Origin of the sequence: Paenibacillus sp. (assembly GCF_048976745.1) — a bacterium.
Classification (GTDB): domain Bacteria; phylum Bacillota; class Bacilli; order Paenibacillales; family Paenibacillaceae; genus Paenibacillus.
On sequence record NZ_JBHGUU010000006.1, the window covers coordinates 1,610,060 to 1,626,933 of the forward strand.

Consider the following 16,874-nt stretch of genomic DNA (forward strand, 5'->3'; position numbering starts at 1 on the left):
AATGTTATAATGTTTATACTAGCACAACTGTAATCCAGAAGAGAACAGTGAATTTAATCCGAAAATCTTAAAGACTGGAGGGAATGATTCATGGCAGATTCAGCACGTAAGTCATCCTTGCTCAACAGATTCAGGCTCAGCTGGAATCATTTCAAATCAAGGCTTCTGATGAAATATGCTTTTTCTTACATTCTCATATTTCTTATCCCTCTGACTGGTGTAACTATTTTTGTGTATGAAAACGCTGTCAAAGGATTGCGTGTAGAGATTGAACAATCCAATGTCAATCAGCTTAACCAGGTGAAGAATACAATAGATAACCGTATGAAGGAACTTCAGGAAATAGCGGGGAGAATCGCCTATGACAAACACCTGACCCCTTATATGGTAAAGCAACCCTATTACAGCTTCGAAGCGATTCAGGCGCTGGCGAATTACAAAGCTAGCAGCAGCATTGCAGAGGATTTGCTTCTCTATTTCCATAACGATGCCAACATCTATTCGTCCCGCGGTCTGGCTAATCTGGATGTCACATTTAATAGCTTCTATCAGTTCGAGCATTGGAATCCCGAAGAGTTGCGGCGAGACTTGAATGAAACCAGGCAGCCCCTGGTCCGTGCCGTTGAGAATGTGAAGGTTAATTCCCGAGTGGAACCGATGCTCGTCATGCTTGTACCTGTTAAACCGAATGACCCGTATCCATATGGAACCGTTGTTTATTTGATGAAAGAATCTAACCTTACCGGGGTTATGGATTCGATTTTGAGTGATTTTTCAGGAAGCAGCTATATCTTCAGTCCCTCCGGAGAGGTGTTAACCGCGAACAGTCATGGCATCAGCCTTCCCCAGAACGAAATTGAGCATCTAGCTTCGCTTGAGCCCGGTATTCATAATTTGAAGATGGACGGAGAACAATACTCCGTTGTTTCTGTTCAATCTGAAGAAAATGGCTGGACCTATGTGACTACGATGCCAAGCTTCCAGTTCTTCAGCCGTGTCGCCCATGTCCAGACCCTGATCCTGATCGTCTTTTGTATTACCGTCATTATGGGCATAGCTGCCGCGTTACTGTTAGCGAAACGGCAGTACCATCCGATCAGGGATTTAATGGACAAGATGAGAGGCAGCGACAATGATGCTTCCAATCTCCGCAATGAATGGGAATGGATACGCCAGACCCTCCATAATTACAGTGTGAAAATTGATTTTCAGGAGCCCTTTGTCCGCAATCAGTGCATGCTGCTGTTACTCAAACACGGCAAGCCAGACGATCCAGAGATCGAAAAGATGATTCTAAGCGCAGGATTTAGACATCCTCAAGGACAAGGGCTCTATTTCTCCGCAATTCTGTCCTGGGATGATACTGTGCCCGGGGGCAAGTCCTGGCAAGAACGCCATCTGTTGCAGGAAATACTCAGCAATGTATGTCTTCCAGGTCCCAATGCTCAGATCTTCGGTGTAGAATTCTCGGTCAAAGATCAGTTTGCCCTGATTATTTCGCTTCCCGGTGAGTCGGACAAGCCGATTCAAAGCCAGTTGGAACAGAGTATTGAAGCCATTCAAACGTTAATCCGCGAGCACTCGCAGCTATCTCTGAGTATCGGTGTTGGCATGGCCTACCAGGACTTGGCACGTCTTAACCAATCCTTCATTGAAGCGGCTGCAGCTCTGGAGCACCGGATCATCCGGCGCAGCGGTCAAGTTACTTATTTTGAGCAGCTTGCAGAGCTGAGCCCTTCTGCTTCCGAAAGCTTCTGGATTCCACGCAAATCCATGCTGAAACTGGAGCAGAGTCTAAAGCAGGGCAACGAATCAGTAACCGTCCAAATGATTGCCGATATCATTCATATGATCAAAGAGGAACCGTTGCAGGTTCATCTACTACGCTGTATCTGTTTCGATCTGCTGAACGCTTTTCTACGCACCGCCTCAGAGTTTGGTATGAACGAAGTGTTCGCCAATATGCCGGAATTAACTTCCTTCGAAACTCTTGAAGAGCTGGAAAGCCGTTTGCTCTGTCTGGCCGCTGACATCTGCGCGCAGGTGGAGCTGAATACAAAGACAAGCGAGTCTACATTAATGGATGACATTCTGGTTTACGTGGATCAACAGTTTGCAGACTACACACTCAGCCTGGAGCATGTGGCGCTTAAGTTTGCCATTTCAACTTCTTATCTAAGCCGGAGCTTCAAAGAGAAAACCGGCAGCAATTTCTCACAATATATCTGGCAGCGTCGTGTGGATGAAGTCATGCAACTCCTGGAGAATACTAGCGCACCGCTCAAAGAAATTATCGAGCAGGTCGGTTATATGGATGCGCCAAATTTCATCCGCAAGTTCAAAAAAGAAATCGGTCTGACACCAGGGCAATATCGCAAGGAACATGCTTTGAGAGGGACTACTACAAAAAGACCTGTTTAAGTTGGCGGAACTTCCGCCCTTTCTGTACTACATTCTTTTATTCGAAGATACCGCTTCACTTTATCGTTTATTTTGCTGCTGCCCTTCCTTAAGGATGTGCTCTACCAGCTCATCCAGCGGAACAGTTGCAAGCGCAATCGCCGTATCTGTTACCCCGTAATAGATATAGAGCAGTCCATCTTTGACCACATTTCCAGTCGGGAAGATGACATTGGGGATCTGAAATCCAAATTTCTCATAATACGTCTCTGGCTCCATAATAAAATGATGCGTCCGGGCAATGATTTTCTCCGGCTTCTCCAAATCCAGCAACATGGCTCCCACACGGTAAACAATGTCCTCATCGACACCATGATAGAGCACCAGCCAGCCCTTTTCCGTACGGATCGGGGGTGTTGATCCACCAATCTTCCGCGATTCCCAAGAGAGGTTCTGGGCGGTAGCGAGCAGCTTGGGCTCTTCCCAGTTCACGAGATCCTCAGAGCAGGTAATCCACATGGCCGCCTTATCCGTACCGTAAGCTTCTCCCACATATTCCTCGGGGCGGCGCAGCAGTACAAATTTGCCCCCAATTTTCTCGGGGAACAGAATGTTGTCCCGGTCATTAATATCAAGAGGTGTTGTGTCCGCCACATACTCCCAATCCAGCAGATTATCTGATTTCAAAATGGAGGACCGGGTTAGCCAATGTCCCTCCTCGTCCCCCCACCCGTCCGGATATTCCGGAATAGAGCGAAGGGGGACGCCTGCCCCGGTAGGGTAATAACTCATGGCACAGGGGCGAAGAGCGTAGTTCAGATAGAAGGTTCCGTCAATTTTGACAATCCGCGGGTCCTGTACACTACCATAAGGGAACCCCAGCATGTCTGGTGTCACTATTGGTTCATCCTTCACGTGGGTGAAGTTCACCCCGTCTTCACTCTCAAGCAGACCCAAGTAATTTTTGCATGGCGTTAGGGAACCAGCGGTGCGCTCAATCATATAAAATTTGCCGTTATCAATGATAACGGCAGGGTTGAAAACCGTAACCTTGCGCCATTCATAGTTGCCCGGGACAACAATGGGATTATTCGGATGTCTCGTGATTTGCATGTCTAATCCTCCTGCATTTAATGTTCAGGAACGCGTTTTATGCTTATATCTCATTTTTTACAACTTTCTGCGCATGGGCCTGATTAGTTGGATTTCCAGCGATCATAGGCAGCCTGGTTGATTTCAACCATACGATCTCCACCCATTTTTTTGACGGTAGCCACATAATTGTCCCAGTCCGTAAGCGGCTCGGCTCCGGTGATGAATTTCGCTTCCATCTGATTCACATATGTCTTCAAATCAGAATTCAGGCTACTGATTTCGGTCTGCTCTTCCACGGTAAGAAACAAAGTTGGAAACGGAATTCGTGCGCCTTTATCGAGAAGCTTCTGCTTGGTCTCCTTCTCTACCCAGAGGTCAAAGTCTGTCTTCAGCCCCTTATTAATATCATCCATGGACAGAGTTGGAGCGGGAATGCCGTAGTTAGGTGTCAGCGTTGCCCGATAATCTTCCATTTCCTTTCCATCTGGTACTGGCAAGTACTGTTTGACCCGATTCTCTTTATCGGTATACTCCCAGAGAATGCCCTCTGGACCTTTATTGAAGAACATGGCACCTTCATAGGAGTAAAGATAATCCACCCAGCGCATAGAGGCTTCAGGTGCAGGATTGCTCTCCGTGATCGCAAAGGCGCCACTTGTAATCCCCCTGTTCTTTGCAATCGCTGGAGCAGCAACTGATTCACTGTGGACAGGTGCAAACATCGGGTCTGCCGTCGAAGGCTCTCCCCCTTTGCTCATGTAGGCATGCCAGTCCGAAAAGAGGGCGATTTGATTGTTCTGTGCTTTGGCCTTCTTTTGCTCCGCTGTTTGTGAGAAGCTCTCATGATCCAGCAGGTCTTCAGACCACAGGCGGTTCATATAGGTCAGATATTCCTTGTAGCCTTCTTCAAGCGGTGTATAATGCACCTTATCCGCATCGTCTACATAAATTTCTTCTTCATACATGCCGAAGGCACCCAGCAGCCATGTACGGATATCGCGGAGGTTCGCAGCGGGTGTTGTCACGGAAGAGATCGGAATTTCGTCGGCTATGCCATTCCCGTTTGGGTCTTCCTCTTTCACACGCTTCAGATAGGTATACAACTCCTCAGTCGTTTCGGGAAGTTTATCGATATTAAGGGCCTCTAGGAAGTCCCCGTTATACCACATCGGATTGCGGTACCAGTGCTGGCTCAGTTCTACGACCGGCAAGGAATAGATGTGCCCATCCGGTGCAGTAATCGATTTGCGCACATCCGGATTATCCTCCAGCAGCGCCTTGAAATTCGGAGCATACTCTTCGATGAGATCTTCCAGTGGGATGAGTATCCCCTGCTCTCCATAATTCATCTGCTCTGCAGTTGTTAAACCGGCAGCATAGAGGATATCCGGATAATCCCCACTGGCGAGCACCAGATTTTTCTTGGTTTCAAAACTGTCTTTCGGTGCGTTCTTGTACTCCAGCGTTATACCAGTCTTCTCCTCCATCTGCTGAAGCACCGCCATGTTCTCCCAATTCTGAATCCCTACATCTGGCGCCATAAGCGACAGAGTAACGGGTTCATTCACAATCGGGAAGCCTTCATTATTCACAGCAACTTTCCCAAGATTGTTGTTTGCTTTACTTTCGTTTGAATTACTGCATCCTGCCAGTAATGTCAGAACTAAAGCCGAAGATAGCAGAAGCTTCCATGGTTTGCGTGTGGTTGGCATTCATAATTCCTCCCTTGTTATCATCACATTTCAACGGGTTTAGCCTTTAACAGAGCCTATCATGACCCCTTGGACAAAGTAACGCTGCAGGAACGGATAGATGGCCACGATGGGCAATGTGGAGACAACGATGACTCCATATTTAATCAGCGATGCCGTTTCTGCCTTATTATTCATGGCAGTCGCCACCTCGCCGTTGATGGATGCGCCCGTGGTTTCGGCCGACATTTCCTGAAGGACAAGAATCTGACGCAGAACCATCTGCAGTGGATACTTCGATTCATCATTTAAATAGATTAGGGACGGGAAGTAGCTGTTCCAGTGACTTACACCATAGAACAGGGCCATAACGGCTACAATCGGTGCCGACAGTGGTAGAACAATGCGAATGAACAGCTTGAAATTCGTACAGCCGTCGATATGTGCTGCTTCCTGAAGTTCCTTCGGGATGGTCGTCTGAAAAAAGGTGCGGGCCACGACGATATTCCAGACCGAAGCAGCCACTGGCAGAATCAATGCCCACATGCTGTTCATAAGTCCGAGGTTCTTGACTAGGAGATACGTCGGCACAATTCCGCCGCTGAAGAACATGGTGAACAGAATGAGCCCCATGAACAACTGGCGCCCGACAAAATCAGATCTGCTGAGCGCATACGAGGCCGGCAAAGTGACCGCGAGATTAAGCAGAGTACCCACCACTGTGTAAATAATTGTGTTCCAATAGCCACTCCATATCTTGGGATTCTCAAACACAAGCTTGTAACCGTCCAGTGTTACATTCTTCGGAAACAACCACATCGCTCCCGAATTGACGTCCTGCGGTGAACTGATGGAAGCGCTGAGAATATAGATGAGCGGATAGAGAACAACCAGCAGTGACAGACCTAAATAAATATAAGTGCTGATCAGAAAAAGCTTGTCCCCCCTGGATTCTTTCATCGCAGTAACCAAAGACTTCAACTCCTTTCCTACCAGATCTACCAGAGGCTGTTCTCACTGGTGCGTTTGGCGATCTGGTTGACCGTAACAAGCAATATAACGTTGATTACCGAGTTGAATAATCCGACAGCCGTTGAGAAGCTATATTGGGCGTTCACCAAACCGGCGCGGTATACATAGGTGGATATTACATCGGAAGCTTCCATATTGAGTGAATTCTGCAGCAGCAAAATCTTCTCGAAGCCAAGGCCCAGTATATTACCCATATTCAAGATCAGCATGATCGTAATTGTGGGTAATATCGTCGGCAGATTGATATGCAGCACCCGTTTGATTCGGCTTGCTCCATCCATAATGGCCGCTTCATGGAGCTGGGGATCTACGCCTGACAGAGCCGCGAGATAGATAATGGTTCCCCATCCGGTGCTCTGCCAGACGCCGGAGAATACATACACCGTCTTAAACCATGCGGGATCAGTCAGAAATTGTGCTGGTTCAAGACCAATGAACTCGATGAACCGAACAATCATTCCGCTTGAGGGTGATAAAAAGGTAATGATCATACCAGCCATGACAACTACAGAAATGAAGTGAGGTGCATAGGTTACAGTCTGGACTGATTTCTTAAACGGGCCGTTCCGGACTTCATTGAAGGCCAGCGCCAAAATGATAGGCAGGGGAAATCCGATGGCAAGTTCATAGAAACTGATACTGAACGTGTTCCAAAGCAGATCCCAGAAAAAATAAGAATTGAAGAACCGTTCAAAATGGTCAAAACCTACCCATTCGCTGCCTGTAATTCCTTTCGAGGGTACAAAATTCTTAAAAGCAATCTGAATGCCGTACATCGGACCATAATGAAAAACGAGGAAATACAATAACACGGGGAGCATGAACAGATATAACTCCCAATTTTTCCAAATCCTTTTGCCAAGGGAATTCCTCTTCAATGAAGGATTTACGGGTACTGCAATGTGACTCTCCTCCATTCTCCCACTCCTTTCTATATCTTTTTCATTGGATAGGAATATGTTGCTGCTATGCATCCTTGCCAACTCCATTTTGGTAACGCTTACACATTGGAGTATAGTGAAATGAAGATGACACAGTAAATATGTAGGTTCTGCATTGTCATGAAAAGGGTGTGTAAAACCGCGCTACTGCGGTATTTTCCGTTCTGCTCTGATGTGGATGGTTGCAGATGGAGCAAGGCTGCAAATATGTGAATTGCGAACCTCCTTTCAAGCTGCAAAAGATACATATTGTGATCATCGAGCTTACCTAAGGTAGGTTTCGACATACGCAAATGGAACGAAGCAGATAACACGCTGCTTCGTTCCATTTGAACAATCAGTATGACAAGTTCCCTCTCCTTTAATGGATGGAAAACACTTCTTTTTTTAATAATTCTTCTGGCTCCTGCCCTATCTTATCACTGTGAAAATAATCGCGTATAACGCCATCTTGAAGATAGTTGGCGATCGATACCATAATCATCCCTTGATCAAGTGCCAGATAAGCTTTTGCAAGTTCTCCCGTTTCAACATTGACTGAGTCATAGAACCCATATTTGCCAAACATTTTGAAGCTCTTTAAAGCTTTGATGTTCTTTCGAACAGCTTCAGGAGCATAATCCAGGGCAAGGAATGTTGCGTGTGCTGTTACCGTTGCTCCGTCTTTATAACCTGAGGTACCTAACGGCGTTGCTGCAAACTCACTGTAACCTGTCGGAGTTGCAGAAGGTGAAAAACCCCATGCCGCATACCCTTTTTCTTTGGCATATTCGATCTGCAATTCGACATGACGCTGGTTGTTCAATCCCAAAGCTTGAGTACCCAGGTCTTTTTCCTTTATAACCATACCGGGCATAAGAGCTTCAAACATACTGCCTCCCCAGCTTGGCACGAACTTTGTATCCTTGTATACATAACTTCCTTCAAACACATCCACTCCATCGTACTTAACGGATTTGCCTTGAGGAATCTGAGCTTGCCAATCCCATTCCTGAGGTAATGTGCGATACATCTTCCACCAATGTTCTTGAGGAACGTCACCTTTCCCAATAGCAATATAACTGCCTACACGTGGTTCCGTGTAAAACATTCCATAATGGTGGTCCGTCAGCGCGCCTTTAGCCACATCATAACCTCCGCGGAATTGGCCGACTTCCGGATCATATAGCGGAGTATAGTTCATATTTTCAACCAACTTGCTTGTTTCCCCATGCAGTTCATCATAGGCTTGCCCAACAACAATTAAACCAGCGGATAACCAGCCATTATCGACTTGGGAAATAAATTGTCCCCAATCTTTCTTCACTGAACCGTCATCCGTGTTATACCAATTATAAAATAGGCCGTTCCACTTTTCTAACTTTTCGAGGGTATTTATAGTCGTTTGCAGGCTTTGTACAGCTTCTTTCTTAGAAATAATGCCCAATTGTTGCGCTGAAACGGTGCTCATCATATACATTGCGATGTTTGTGGGTGAGGTACGCTTGGCTTCTTCTGTCCCGTTTTCAGTGAGCCGTACTTCATCGTAAGTCAAGCCGGTGTTCTGATCCGTATAGTCCTCAAAAAACGTATAGGTTTTATATGCAATCGCTTTCAATTCTGCTCGAAATCCAATTAAATGGCTTGAGTCACCTGCTGAAGCCATAGACGTTAAAGACAGGCTAGCTAACAGACAAATAGTTAAGATAACGTAGAACTTTTTTGCTTTTTTCATAATTTTCTCCCTTCAAATGGATTCGAAACGTTTCGTGTATATGTTATCATAAATTTCCCATTTCAGTAAACTACAAAATAAAACGCTTACAAATTTTATATGTAATATGGATCAACGATAGATATAAAATCGAAACGTTTCATTATTGGGGCAACATTAGGGTAGCACACGCAGGATAATATGACGTATTTGTCCGTATGAAGTTCTGTTTTATTCTAAATTAAATGGATAGAAGCCTGACTCCATAGGAATCAGGCCTAATCCTGTCTCACATCCATGCTGAACCGTCTAAGTTACTACAACTGTTGTTCCACAATACTCGCAGTCCGTTGATAGCTTAGGAAGTACTTTTGCCTTCGCCCCACATCCCGGGCAACTTACTGAAATAGGCCTTTGCGGCTCCTCTACTTTTTCTTCGACCTTCTCTTCAGCGTTTTCCTTATCTGAAAAATTGATCTCTGTATAGTTAATGGTATTATGACTGCTATAACTCACGGTGTTGCTATTGTAGCTTGAATAAGTATGCGGATTCGCATTCTCGCGATCAAGATGGCCTCCATAATCTCCCCCATAAAACTTTCGTTCCGGGCCACGCTTTTTCTTACCTCGTTTTCTCCTAAGCAATTTAATGCCCAAAAACAAAAATAAAGTTTCAATGATCATAATTTCAACGACAACAACTATATTCAATTGATCTACAATATTTTCTTCCATAAGCAATCTTATGGGTATAGCAATCGCAAAAAACATAAAAAAGAGTCCGAAAAACTTCCTTAACAACACGTTTCCTCCTTAAAACATCACACTATACCTAGCAGTGTAAACTGCAACCATCCGTAAAGAAGTCATTTAGTCAGCTACACAGTTTACGAGATCCTCATCGTTGTTCCGCAATACTCACAATCCGAGGATAAAGTAGGATATACCCTTACCTTGGCTCCACATCCTGAACAATTCACGGCTACAGATTCTTGAGGTGCCTCGTCATATTTCACACGATGCTGATCTTCGTGGTATTGCTTATCATTCGAATCGTAACGATGATATGGATCAGTCTTAGAATGAGATTTAGGTCGACCACACATTTTAATGCCCGTAACAAGTACGATAACCCCAGGAATAAAAAGAATAATCGTACTGATAATGGCCGTTTCTGTTCCTTCGGATATTAATATTAAAGATAACAGGATCGTCACGGACGAAAGGATAATGAATAAAATGCCAAAAAACTTCTTCACCGCGTTTCCTCCTTTAAACATCACACTCTACCTAGCAGTGTATATTACAAGTATCCGTAAAAGAAGTCATTTAGTCAGCTAAACAGCTTACGAGACCCTCATCGTTGTTCCGCAATACTCACATTCTGCAGAAGAATTAGGATATACCTTTACTCTAGCTCCACATCCTGTACATATTACGGATACAGGTTCTTGAGATTCCTCGACATCTTCATACTCCTCTTGATAGTTACCTCCGTCATATTGCACATTACTACTAGAATCGTCATCATAATGTTGATTGGCTTTAGGTTGAAATTTAGGTCGACCACACATTTTAATTCCTATTACAAGCAAAACAATTCCACTAACAAAAAGTACAAATGCATTAATAATTGCTACATCAGTTCCCTCAGATAGTTCAAATAAAGAGAACAGAATTGTTATACATGAAATTATAATAAATATAATCCCAATTTTCTTTTTCAAAGTTTCTCCTCCTGCAACTTATGATTTACTTGTTATGATCTGTTGATTGCGCTCTTTCAATCGGAATCTTAGTTGGGAGAGTTGCGAAGCAAAACGTTCACTATTTACCAATTCCCCTGCTTCGTACTGATTTGCAAGTTCATTGTTCATCAATTCAATGTCCATCAAGATCTGGCGGTCATTTTTCTCAAGGGAATCCGGTGAGATTGGGTCACTGTACTTCACCAGTTCAATTAATGATTGAACGGTTTTCCGCTCCTCTTCCACAGTTAGAACGGGATGTTGCATCATAGTGTGAAGCAATTGCTGTAAAGCATTTTCGATTGATTGTAAATTTCCGATTTTTGTATGTTCATCTGCTTCATGACGGCGCGAACTCTGAATATAGATCATAATGATTCCGCACAAAATAATTGCGATCGCAATCGTTACCGTATGTAACAATACGAACCAGCGAAGCGCATGATCTGCTGAACCTGATAACAAGGTGTAGATCATCACACATATCAGATAAATAACCAATACTACACCTAACGCTATGTAACCTGGAACAAACCGTTTAAAACGATCCATATTCTGCATGATGAACCGTGCGTAGATCCAAATAGCCGTAATCGCTACATAAGAGGCGACGAGATTCATCCAAAACGAAAATAATAGAAGCGCATGATTAAACACCGTAAAAGAAACGATTGAGGATACTAACAAGCATATTAAATAGACGACATCCAAAATCAAGAGATTGCTCCGTTTTACCATCACTATGCCTGTCCTCCTTCTTGCAGATTGTTTCCGCAATCGAGACAGAACTTCTGGCCGGGTTTTACTTCATGTTGGCACCGACTACATTTCAAGCTCAAACTTGTGCCACAGTTGCCACAGAATTTTGTATGACCGGAATTCATATGGTTACAATTTGGACATGGGCTAGGCATCGGTTGATGACATTGGATACATTCCAATGCGTTCTCCGCATTATCCGCGCCACATGAAGGACATGCATGGTATTTGTCACCACAGTTAGGACAGAATTTGCTTCCCTTTGGCAAGGCATGTCCACAATTGTTGCAATCTGTTGTTGCTGCGGCTGCGGATTGTTCAGCTAATGAATTGCCACATTTGCTGCAAAATGAGCTGTTCTCCTGGTTCGGATGATGACAATGCTTACATATGTGTACCGCAGGCGTTTCCTTAGTAGACATCACTTTAGACATCTGGGACATCTCACTACTGAAAGAACCACCAAGACCAACCCCCATGCCCATACCAAGCCCTGCGCCCATGATGTCTGACTGCATGCTTCCTTCATTTTTGGCTGCACCTTCAAGCGTGTCAAAAGAACGTTCTTGCTGATATGTGTACCCAATGATATCCATCTCAGCTTTGCGTGCCAACGCTTCTCTTAATCGAATGACGGAAGGGTCTTCTTCGGGCAGATTGACATTGTGAATATACAGGTTGATTAACTCAATACCAAATTCTTCAAAAGTAGAAGCTACCGTATCTGCAAAATGTCGTGATATTTCGGCGATATATGCATTGATCTCCAAAACACTTACTTTTCTATGTATTAGATATGATGACAACATGGAGTTAATATTCATGATAATCAAACCACGGAAGTAATTAATCATATTAGCTTGGTTAAACTCAGGCAGTGTTCCCACAAGCTTGACCAAAAATTTTCGTGAATCCGAAATTTTAATTCCCATTTGTCCAAATGTTCTCACGGGAACAATAATATTATACTTGGGATCCTGGATCTGAATTGGATTCGCTGTTCCCCATTTAACGTCCAATGCGCTTACTTGATTGACATACCATACTTCTGCTGCAAAAGGTGATTTTCCTCCGAACGGAAGGTTAACGAGTCGGTTCAAGATCGGGATATTCGCTGTACTCAGCGTATGCCTTCCGGGTCCAAACATATCAAGTGCTCTTCCATCCTTGAAAAGAATTGCTTGTTGAGATTGATTCACAATTAACTGGGTCCATGTTCCCAGTTCATTCTCAGGATGTTTCCAAGCAAACACATCAGGTGAGCCATCATACTTAATTACGTCAATAATCGCCATGTTTAATTCCTCAATTCACTATTAGATTACTATAATTTACCAAAAAGTTCTTTTGCTAAAACACTCATTCTACATTATTTCCTATATTTAATTATTTTTCATCTACTTGTTCCATGTTTAGGCATTGATATTTTACCATTTCTAACCTTATTACGCACTAGCATAGTTCATTTTTCATATGATATTTTTCCTATATTGGCATGTTCATATTAGTAAAAACCTTTTCCACATGGTAATAGGAAAGAGGTTAATAGAGTGTTCATATACAATCCATCTAATTCAAGAAATGCTCCACAGCTGAAACAGGATCTGCTATGAACTCTTCAAAGGTAGCTATCGTTCCATATTCTTGATGTTCAATGTCTGCATATCCAATCATTTTTTTGCTCGGATTCCAAACAATCAGAATATGTGAGTATTGATCAACGTTTGAGGATATACGCAGCAGCTTCTGTCTGCCCATTTTCATCTCCACGGTATCAATCAGATGAAAGAATTCTATATCGGATGCCTGACTCATTATCTGGTAAGTCTATTCTCCGGAGACCGCCGGTTAGAAAATCAATAAGCAGCTGGGGTAGTTTATAAGACTTTAATATATGCAGTTTGTTGCTCATATTTTTTATGTTCTCTTGGTTTGAGTTATCCCTCCAGAGGCTTATTCGCTAAATCTTCAGATCGATGAACTAAGCTACGATGTTTGTTAGCCCATGCATATCAATTACAATAACTTTCCAAGCTAATGTTCTAGGCACCTACTACTTCCAACTCAGAAATGAGAATGAAACATTATATCCTGTAAGACATGAAGCCATTCAATATGGAAGTCAAACAGTAACAATTCGAGGGGCCTATGGTTATCAACAAATATATGCATCATCTCCGAATGGCCTCGGTGGTGGTTATTTCAATATTCATTATTAATCCTAACTAAATTATTTAGGATTCAGGAAGAAATGATTTCAGGCTGGCTCAGAGATAGCCTTACAGACACAATGCCAATAACCTACATCGGTCATCACTAAGCTCTCTCATGCTTTACTACCCTTATCTAAGACTCGAACAAAAGCAGCCGATCACGTGAACTGCACCCCATTTGTTAGACAACTAACAATGGAGGTGCAGTTTTTTTGCCTAAATTCAGTTTAGATGAGAAATTGAAAGCCATTCATAGATATCAAAATGGTGCTGAAGGAATCAAAAGTATTGCAAAATCATTACGAATAAATCATGAAACTTTACGTATGTGGATTAGGCAATACGAATATCACGGCGTCAAAGCTTTTGAAAAGAGCTATACAGCTTACACTAAGACATTTAAACTAGACGTACTCACCTATATGAATGAGAATGGGACGTCTCCAAATGAAGCTGCGGTCATATTCAATATACCCTCTCCTGGGATTATTAGAAAATGGCGTATTCAATTCAATGAGGATGGAATGGACGGCCTGAAATCAAAGAAAAAGGGGCGCCCACTCATGAAAAATACGAACAAAAATATGACGAAGAAGCTAGAACCTGCCGATGAATCAGTCGAAGTTCTACAAGCTGAATTAGAACGTTTACGTATGGAAAACGCTTATTTAAAAAAGTTGAATGCCTTAGTTCAAAACAAGGAAAAATCACCAAACAAGACAAAGCGCAAGTAGTCTACGAATTAAGGCTTGAATTCCCGGTGGTTGCATTGCTAGCGTTCGCTGAAGTCCCACGTAGCACCTTCTATTACTGGGTGAAACAGTTTGACAAGCCCGATCTAGACGCAGACCTGAAACTCCTTATTCAATCCATTTACGAGGAACATCAGGGGCGTTATGGCTATCGTCGTATCCGTGATGAACTAGTTAATCGTGAACACCGAGTTAACCATAAAAAAGTACAGCGTATCATGAAAGAATTAGGCCTGAAATCAGTAGTGCGTATAAAAAGATATCGTTCCTATAAAGGAACAGTGGGTAAAATTGCACCAAACGTACTGGATCGTAACTTTCAGGCAGAAAAACCAAATAAGAAATGGGTTACCGATATTACGGAATTTAAGTTGTTTGGAGAAAAACTTTATCTATCACCTGTTCTAGATTTATTTAACGGTGAAATTATCACTTACACAGTAGGATCTCGCCCTACCTATTCATTAGTCTCCGACATGCTAAATAAAGCTTTTAAACGCTTATCCAATGAGGATAAGCTCCTCCTGCATTCGGATCAGGGCTGGCACTACCAGATGAAGCAGTATCAACATGCTTTGAAGGAACGGGCGATAATCCAGAGCATGTCACGCAAAGGAAATTGCTACGATAATGCAGTAATGGAGAACTTCTTCGGCATTATGAAGTCAGAATTTCTCTATCTTAATGAGTTTGAAAGTGTAGATGACTTTAAGCAAGAACTAGCACGATACATCGATTACTACAATCACAAACGCATCAAGTCAAAATTAAAAGGCATGAGCCCGGTACAATACCGAGTTCATGCCAAACAGGTTGCATAATAATATTTGTCTAACTTTAAGGGGTCACTTCACACGTTGATCAGCTGCTTTTTGGTGTTTTCATATGCTCAAGCTAGCCCAGGCTTCCCTGGAATTTTTTTCTCCTCGTCTCTCATAATAACCTTACTTCAATAGCGAGTACGATGCTCTACCAGAAGATACCACACATTATTCATTGCTCTTTAAAGTAATATCCAATATGTTCCGATACTCTATAAGCATTTGATTAAGTGCTTTCCCCGTATTCAGATGTTTTACTACTTGATTTTTGAGATACTGAGAACTTAACTCAAGCGCTGAATAATCTTCACTTAGAGAGCAAAGCTTATTTTTAAAGTCACTTTCATTCCGCTGCACATGAACAATAAACTGATCCCTTTCGTGCTCATTTTTAAATAAAAGTATGACTTTAAAAAAACTTTTACGTGAAATCCCTTCTTTATCGTTATTCTCAATGTAAAAAAAATCGCTCAGTTTATGAGTCGTACTACCTTCAATAAAATATCCAAAGTCATAATCCTCTAAAAACTGAGCCCTACTCTTTTCAGGAATAACCGTTGGGTATCGCCCACTATCAAGAACAACGATTCGTCCCCTAAATTGTTGAATACCTTGATATTGAATATCAAACTGTCGATACAAGGTTTCTGGGTCGTTCATCGCATAGGCGTAAAAATCAGGGTATTGCTCAAGTCCATCATTTTCGTCCTCATAAAGTACAATTTTAAATTCAGGCTTATAGATGTTGGAGTAAATATAACCCTCTGAACATTCATCTAATACCCATTCTTCTTTGTGTTCAAGCCGCTTAATAATTTGTTCTAAAGGAGAGTTCATCAACATAAACCTTTTCTTCCAAAGATACTCAATATAGTTTATGTCTGCGACTTTATCTATATCAGTATTTGTATCCCCTATCCTTGTATAAATGTGACCTGAACGAACCTTTCTTCCGTAGCTTGAAAAATCCTCAATCAGGAAGTAAGGAGTAGTTGTGCTATTTTTTATAATAATAACATCTACTTCTTCTTGCATAATCATTAAAGATTGCATTTTAATACTAGGACGAATTCCAGCGGAAAATTTTTTGTGTTTTAAGAAATCTATCATTTGTTGCTGATTTCTTCGATTTTCATCATCTTTTACTCCCACAATTTCGAACGTTTGGTCTCTAATTCCAAAGATAATATAAGAATCTCGATCAACTAAGTTATTAGCCATACAAATTATATCGTGTAATAGGTTAGCTGCATTAAGGTGATACTTCTCTTTAAAATCCCAATATTCCCCTTCACGTTTAGTTTGAATTAACATTAGAATTTCTTCCCTTAAGTCAAGACTATTCATTTTATTTTCCTTTCAAATTTTTTATATGAGTGCAATGTTAAAGAAACTTCAGTATTCTTAAATTCGAAATAAACCAAAATTTTTCAGATAGATTATCAATGTGACGTAGATCTTTAAGTGAGGTCCCCTTTTTCCCAATAATTCCACCTTATTCGGTACTGCTGATTAATATAATAGATGAAAGCTCTCTTTTGGATCACACCCATCCTTTTGCTTGTTAGCCGCTCTGTCGGAAGGCTAAACCCTACACCTTTTTATGGAATCAGGAAGAAAAATAATTATTTCTCATGAATTTTATGGCTGTATAGTAGTCCGAGCGCTTAAACGATTGTCAAAATTAACTTTCTCAAACGCAAGCACCTTTTAGTTGGGATATTTTATT

At 42.3% G+C, this 16,874-nt stretch carries 14 protein-coding genes; 2 read left to right on the plus strand and 12 right to left on the minus strand.

What is annotated here, in order from left to right; translation table 11 throughout:
* Positions 1–90: 90 nt before the first annotated feature.
* Positions 91–2,421 carry a helix-turn-helix domain-containing protein gene (locus tag ACE3K2_RS13720; RefSeq protein ID WP_421890841.1) on the plus strand — a complete coding sequence of 777 codons (2,331 nt, stop codon included), beginning with the start codon at positions 91–93 and terminating at the stop codon, positions 2,419–2,421.
* Positions 2,422–2,481: 60 nt separating this feature from the next.
* On the opposite strand, the gene ACE3K2_RS13725 is transcribed toward ACE3K2_RS13720, so the two are convergent.
* The 11 genes from ACE3K2_RS13725 to ACE3K2_RS13775 all read right to left on the minus strand — a co-directional run bounded on the left by ACE3K2_RS13725 (position 2,482) and on the right by ACE3K2_RS13775 (position 13,174).
* On the minus strand, positions 2,482–3,513 hold the full coding sequence (locus tag ACE3K2_RS13725; protein WP_421890844.1) for a glycosidase: 1,032 nt from the start codon (positions 3,511–3,513) through the stop codon (positions 2,482–2,484).
* An 83-nt stretch (positions 3,514–3,596) separates the two neighbouring features.
* The gene (locus ACE3K2_RS13730) at positions 3,597–5,207 is read right to left on the minus strand and encodes an extracellular solute-binding protein (RefSeq protein WP_421890847.1); all 1,611 of its coding nucleotides are present in this window, start codon (positions 5,205–5,207) and stop codon (positions 3,597–3,599) included.
* A gap of 39 nt (positions 5,208–5,246) precedes the next feature.
* The gene (locus ACE3K2_RS13735) at positions 5,247–6,158 is read right to left on the minus strand and encodes a carbohydrate ABC transporter permease (RefSeq protein ID WP_421890850.1); all 912 of its coding nucleotides are present in this window, start codon (positions 6,156–6,158) and stop codon (positions 5,247–5,249) included.
* Positions 6,159–6,184: 26 nt separating this feature from the next.
* A complete protein-coding gene (locus ACE3K2_RS13740) occupies positions 6,185–7,135 on the minus strand; it encodes an ABC transporter permease (protein WP_421890853.1) in 951 nt (316 codons plus the stop codon).
* 385 nt (positions 7,136–7,520) lie between these two features.
* Positions 7,521–8,873: a glucoamylase family protein gene (locus ACE3K2_RS13745; RefSeq protein ID WP_421890855.1), complete on the minus strand. Its 1,353-nt coding sequence runs from the start codon at positions 8,871–8,873 to the stop codon at positions 7,521–7,523.
* Positions 8,874–9,161: 288 nt separating this feature from the next.
* Positions 9,162–9,653, minus strand: a complete 492-nt coding sequence (locus ACE3K2_RS13750) for a hypothetical protein (RefSeq protein WP_421890859.1) — start codon at positions 9,651–9,653, stop codon at positions 9,162–9,164.
* Positions 9,654–9,739: 86 nt separating this feature from the next.
* Positions 9,740–10,111, minus strand: coding sequence for a hypothetical protein (locus ACE3K2_RS13755; protein ID WP_421890862.1), 372 nt, complete (start codon positions 10,109–10,111; stop codon positions 9,740–9,742).
* An 87-nt stretch (positions 10,112–10,198) separates the two neighbouring features.
* Positions 10,199–10,579: a hypothetical protein gene (locus ACE3K2_RS13760; protein WP_421890865.1), complete on the minus strand. Its 381-nt coding sequence runs from the start codon at positions 10,577–10,579 to the stop codon at positions 10,199–10,201.
* 18 nt (positions 10,580–10,597) lie between these two features.
* Positions 10,598–11,341, minus strand: coding sequence for a hypothetical protein (locus tag ACE3K2_RS13765; protein WP_421890867.1), 744 nt, complete (start codon positions 11,339–11,341; stop codon positions 10,598–10,600).
* Positions 11,341–12,654 carry an SPFH domain-containing protein gene (locus ACE3K2_RS13770; RefSeq protein ID WP_421890870.1) on the minus strand — a complete coding sequence of 438 codons (1,314 nt, stop codon included), beginning with the start codon at positions 12,652–12,654 and terminating at the stop codon, positions 11,341–11,343. The genes ACE3K2_RS13765 and ACE3K2_RS13770 overlap by 1 nt, the downstream gene beginning before the upstream one ends.
* Positions 12,655–12,928: 274 nt before the next feature.
* Positions 12,929–13,174 (minus strand): hypothetical protein, encoded by a 246-nt coding sequence (locus tag ACE3K2_RS13775; protein ID WP_421890873.1) that lies wholly within the window; start codon positions 13,172–13,174, stop codon positions 12,929–12,931.
* A 610-nt stretch (positions 13,175–13,784) separates the two neighbouring features.
* Between ACE3K2_RS13775 and ACE3K2_RS13780 the strand changes: the two genes are divergently transcribed.
* Positions 13,785–15,145 (plus strand): IS3 family transposase gene (locus ACE3K2_RS13780; RefSeq protein ID WP_421890876.1). Its coding sequence is split into 2 segments (ribosomal slippage): positions 13,785–14,241 and positions 14,241–15,145, totalling 1,362 coding nucleotides; the frame shifts between segments, so codons are not numbered across the junction.
* 168 nt (positions 15,146–15,313) lie between these two features.
* Here the strand turns inward: ACE3K2_RS13780 and ACE3K2_RS13785 are convergent.
* Positions 15,314–16,459 (minus strand): ATP-binding protein, encoded by a 1,146-nt coding sequence (locus ACE3K2_RS13785; RefSeq protein WP_421890879.1) that lies wholly within the window; start codon positions 16,457–16,459, stop codon positions 15,314–15,316.
* Positions 16,460–16,874: the final 415 nt, after the last annotated feature.

Coding starts and splice junctions, on each gene's coding strand:
- ACE3K2_RS13720 (WP_421890841.1), top strand. CDS start 91: ATGGCAGATTCAGCACGTAAGTCATCCTTGCTCAACAGATTCAGGCTC.
- ACE3K2_RS13725 (WP_421890844.1), bottom strand. CDS start 3,513: ATGCAAATCACGAGACATCCGAATAATCCCATTGTTGTCCCGGGCAAC.
- ACE3K2_RS13730 (WP_421890847.1), bottom strand. CDS start 5,207: ATGCCAACCACACGCAAACCATGGAAGCTTCTGCTATCTTCGGCTTTA.
- ACE3K2_RS13740 (WP_421890853.1), bottom strand. CDS start 7,135: ATGGAGGAGAGTCACATTGCAGTACCCGTAAATCCTTCATTGAAGAGG.
- ACE3K2_RS13745 (WP_421890855.1), bottom strand. CDS start 8,873: ATGAAAAAAGCAAAAAAGTTCTACGTTATCTTAACTATTTGTCTGTTA.
- ACE3K2_RS13770 (WP_421890870.1), bottom strand. CDS start 12,654: ATGGCGATTATTGACGTAATTAAGTATGATGGCTCACCTGATGTGTTT.
- ACE3K2_RS13775 (WP_421890873.1), bottom strand. CDS start 13,174: ATGAGTCAGGCATCCGATATAGAATTCTTTCATCTGATTGATACCGTG.
- ACE3K2_RS13785 (WP_421890879.1), bottom strand. CDS start 16,459: ATGTTAATTCAAACTAAACGTGAAGGGGAATATTGGGATTTTAAAGAG.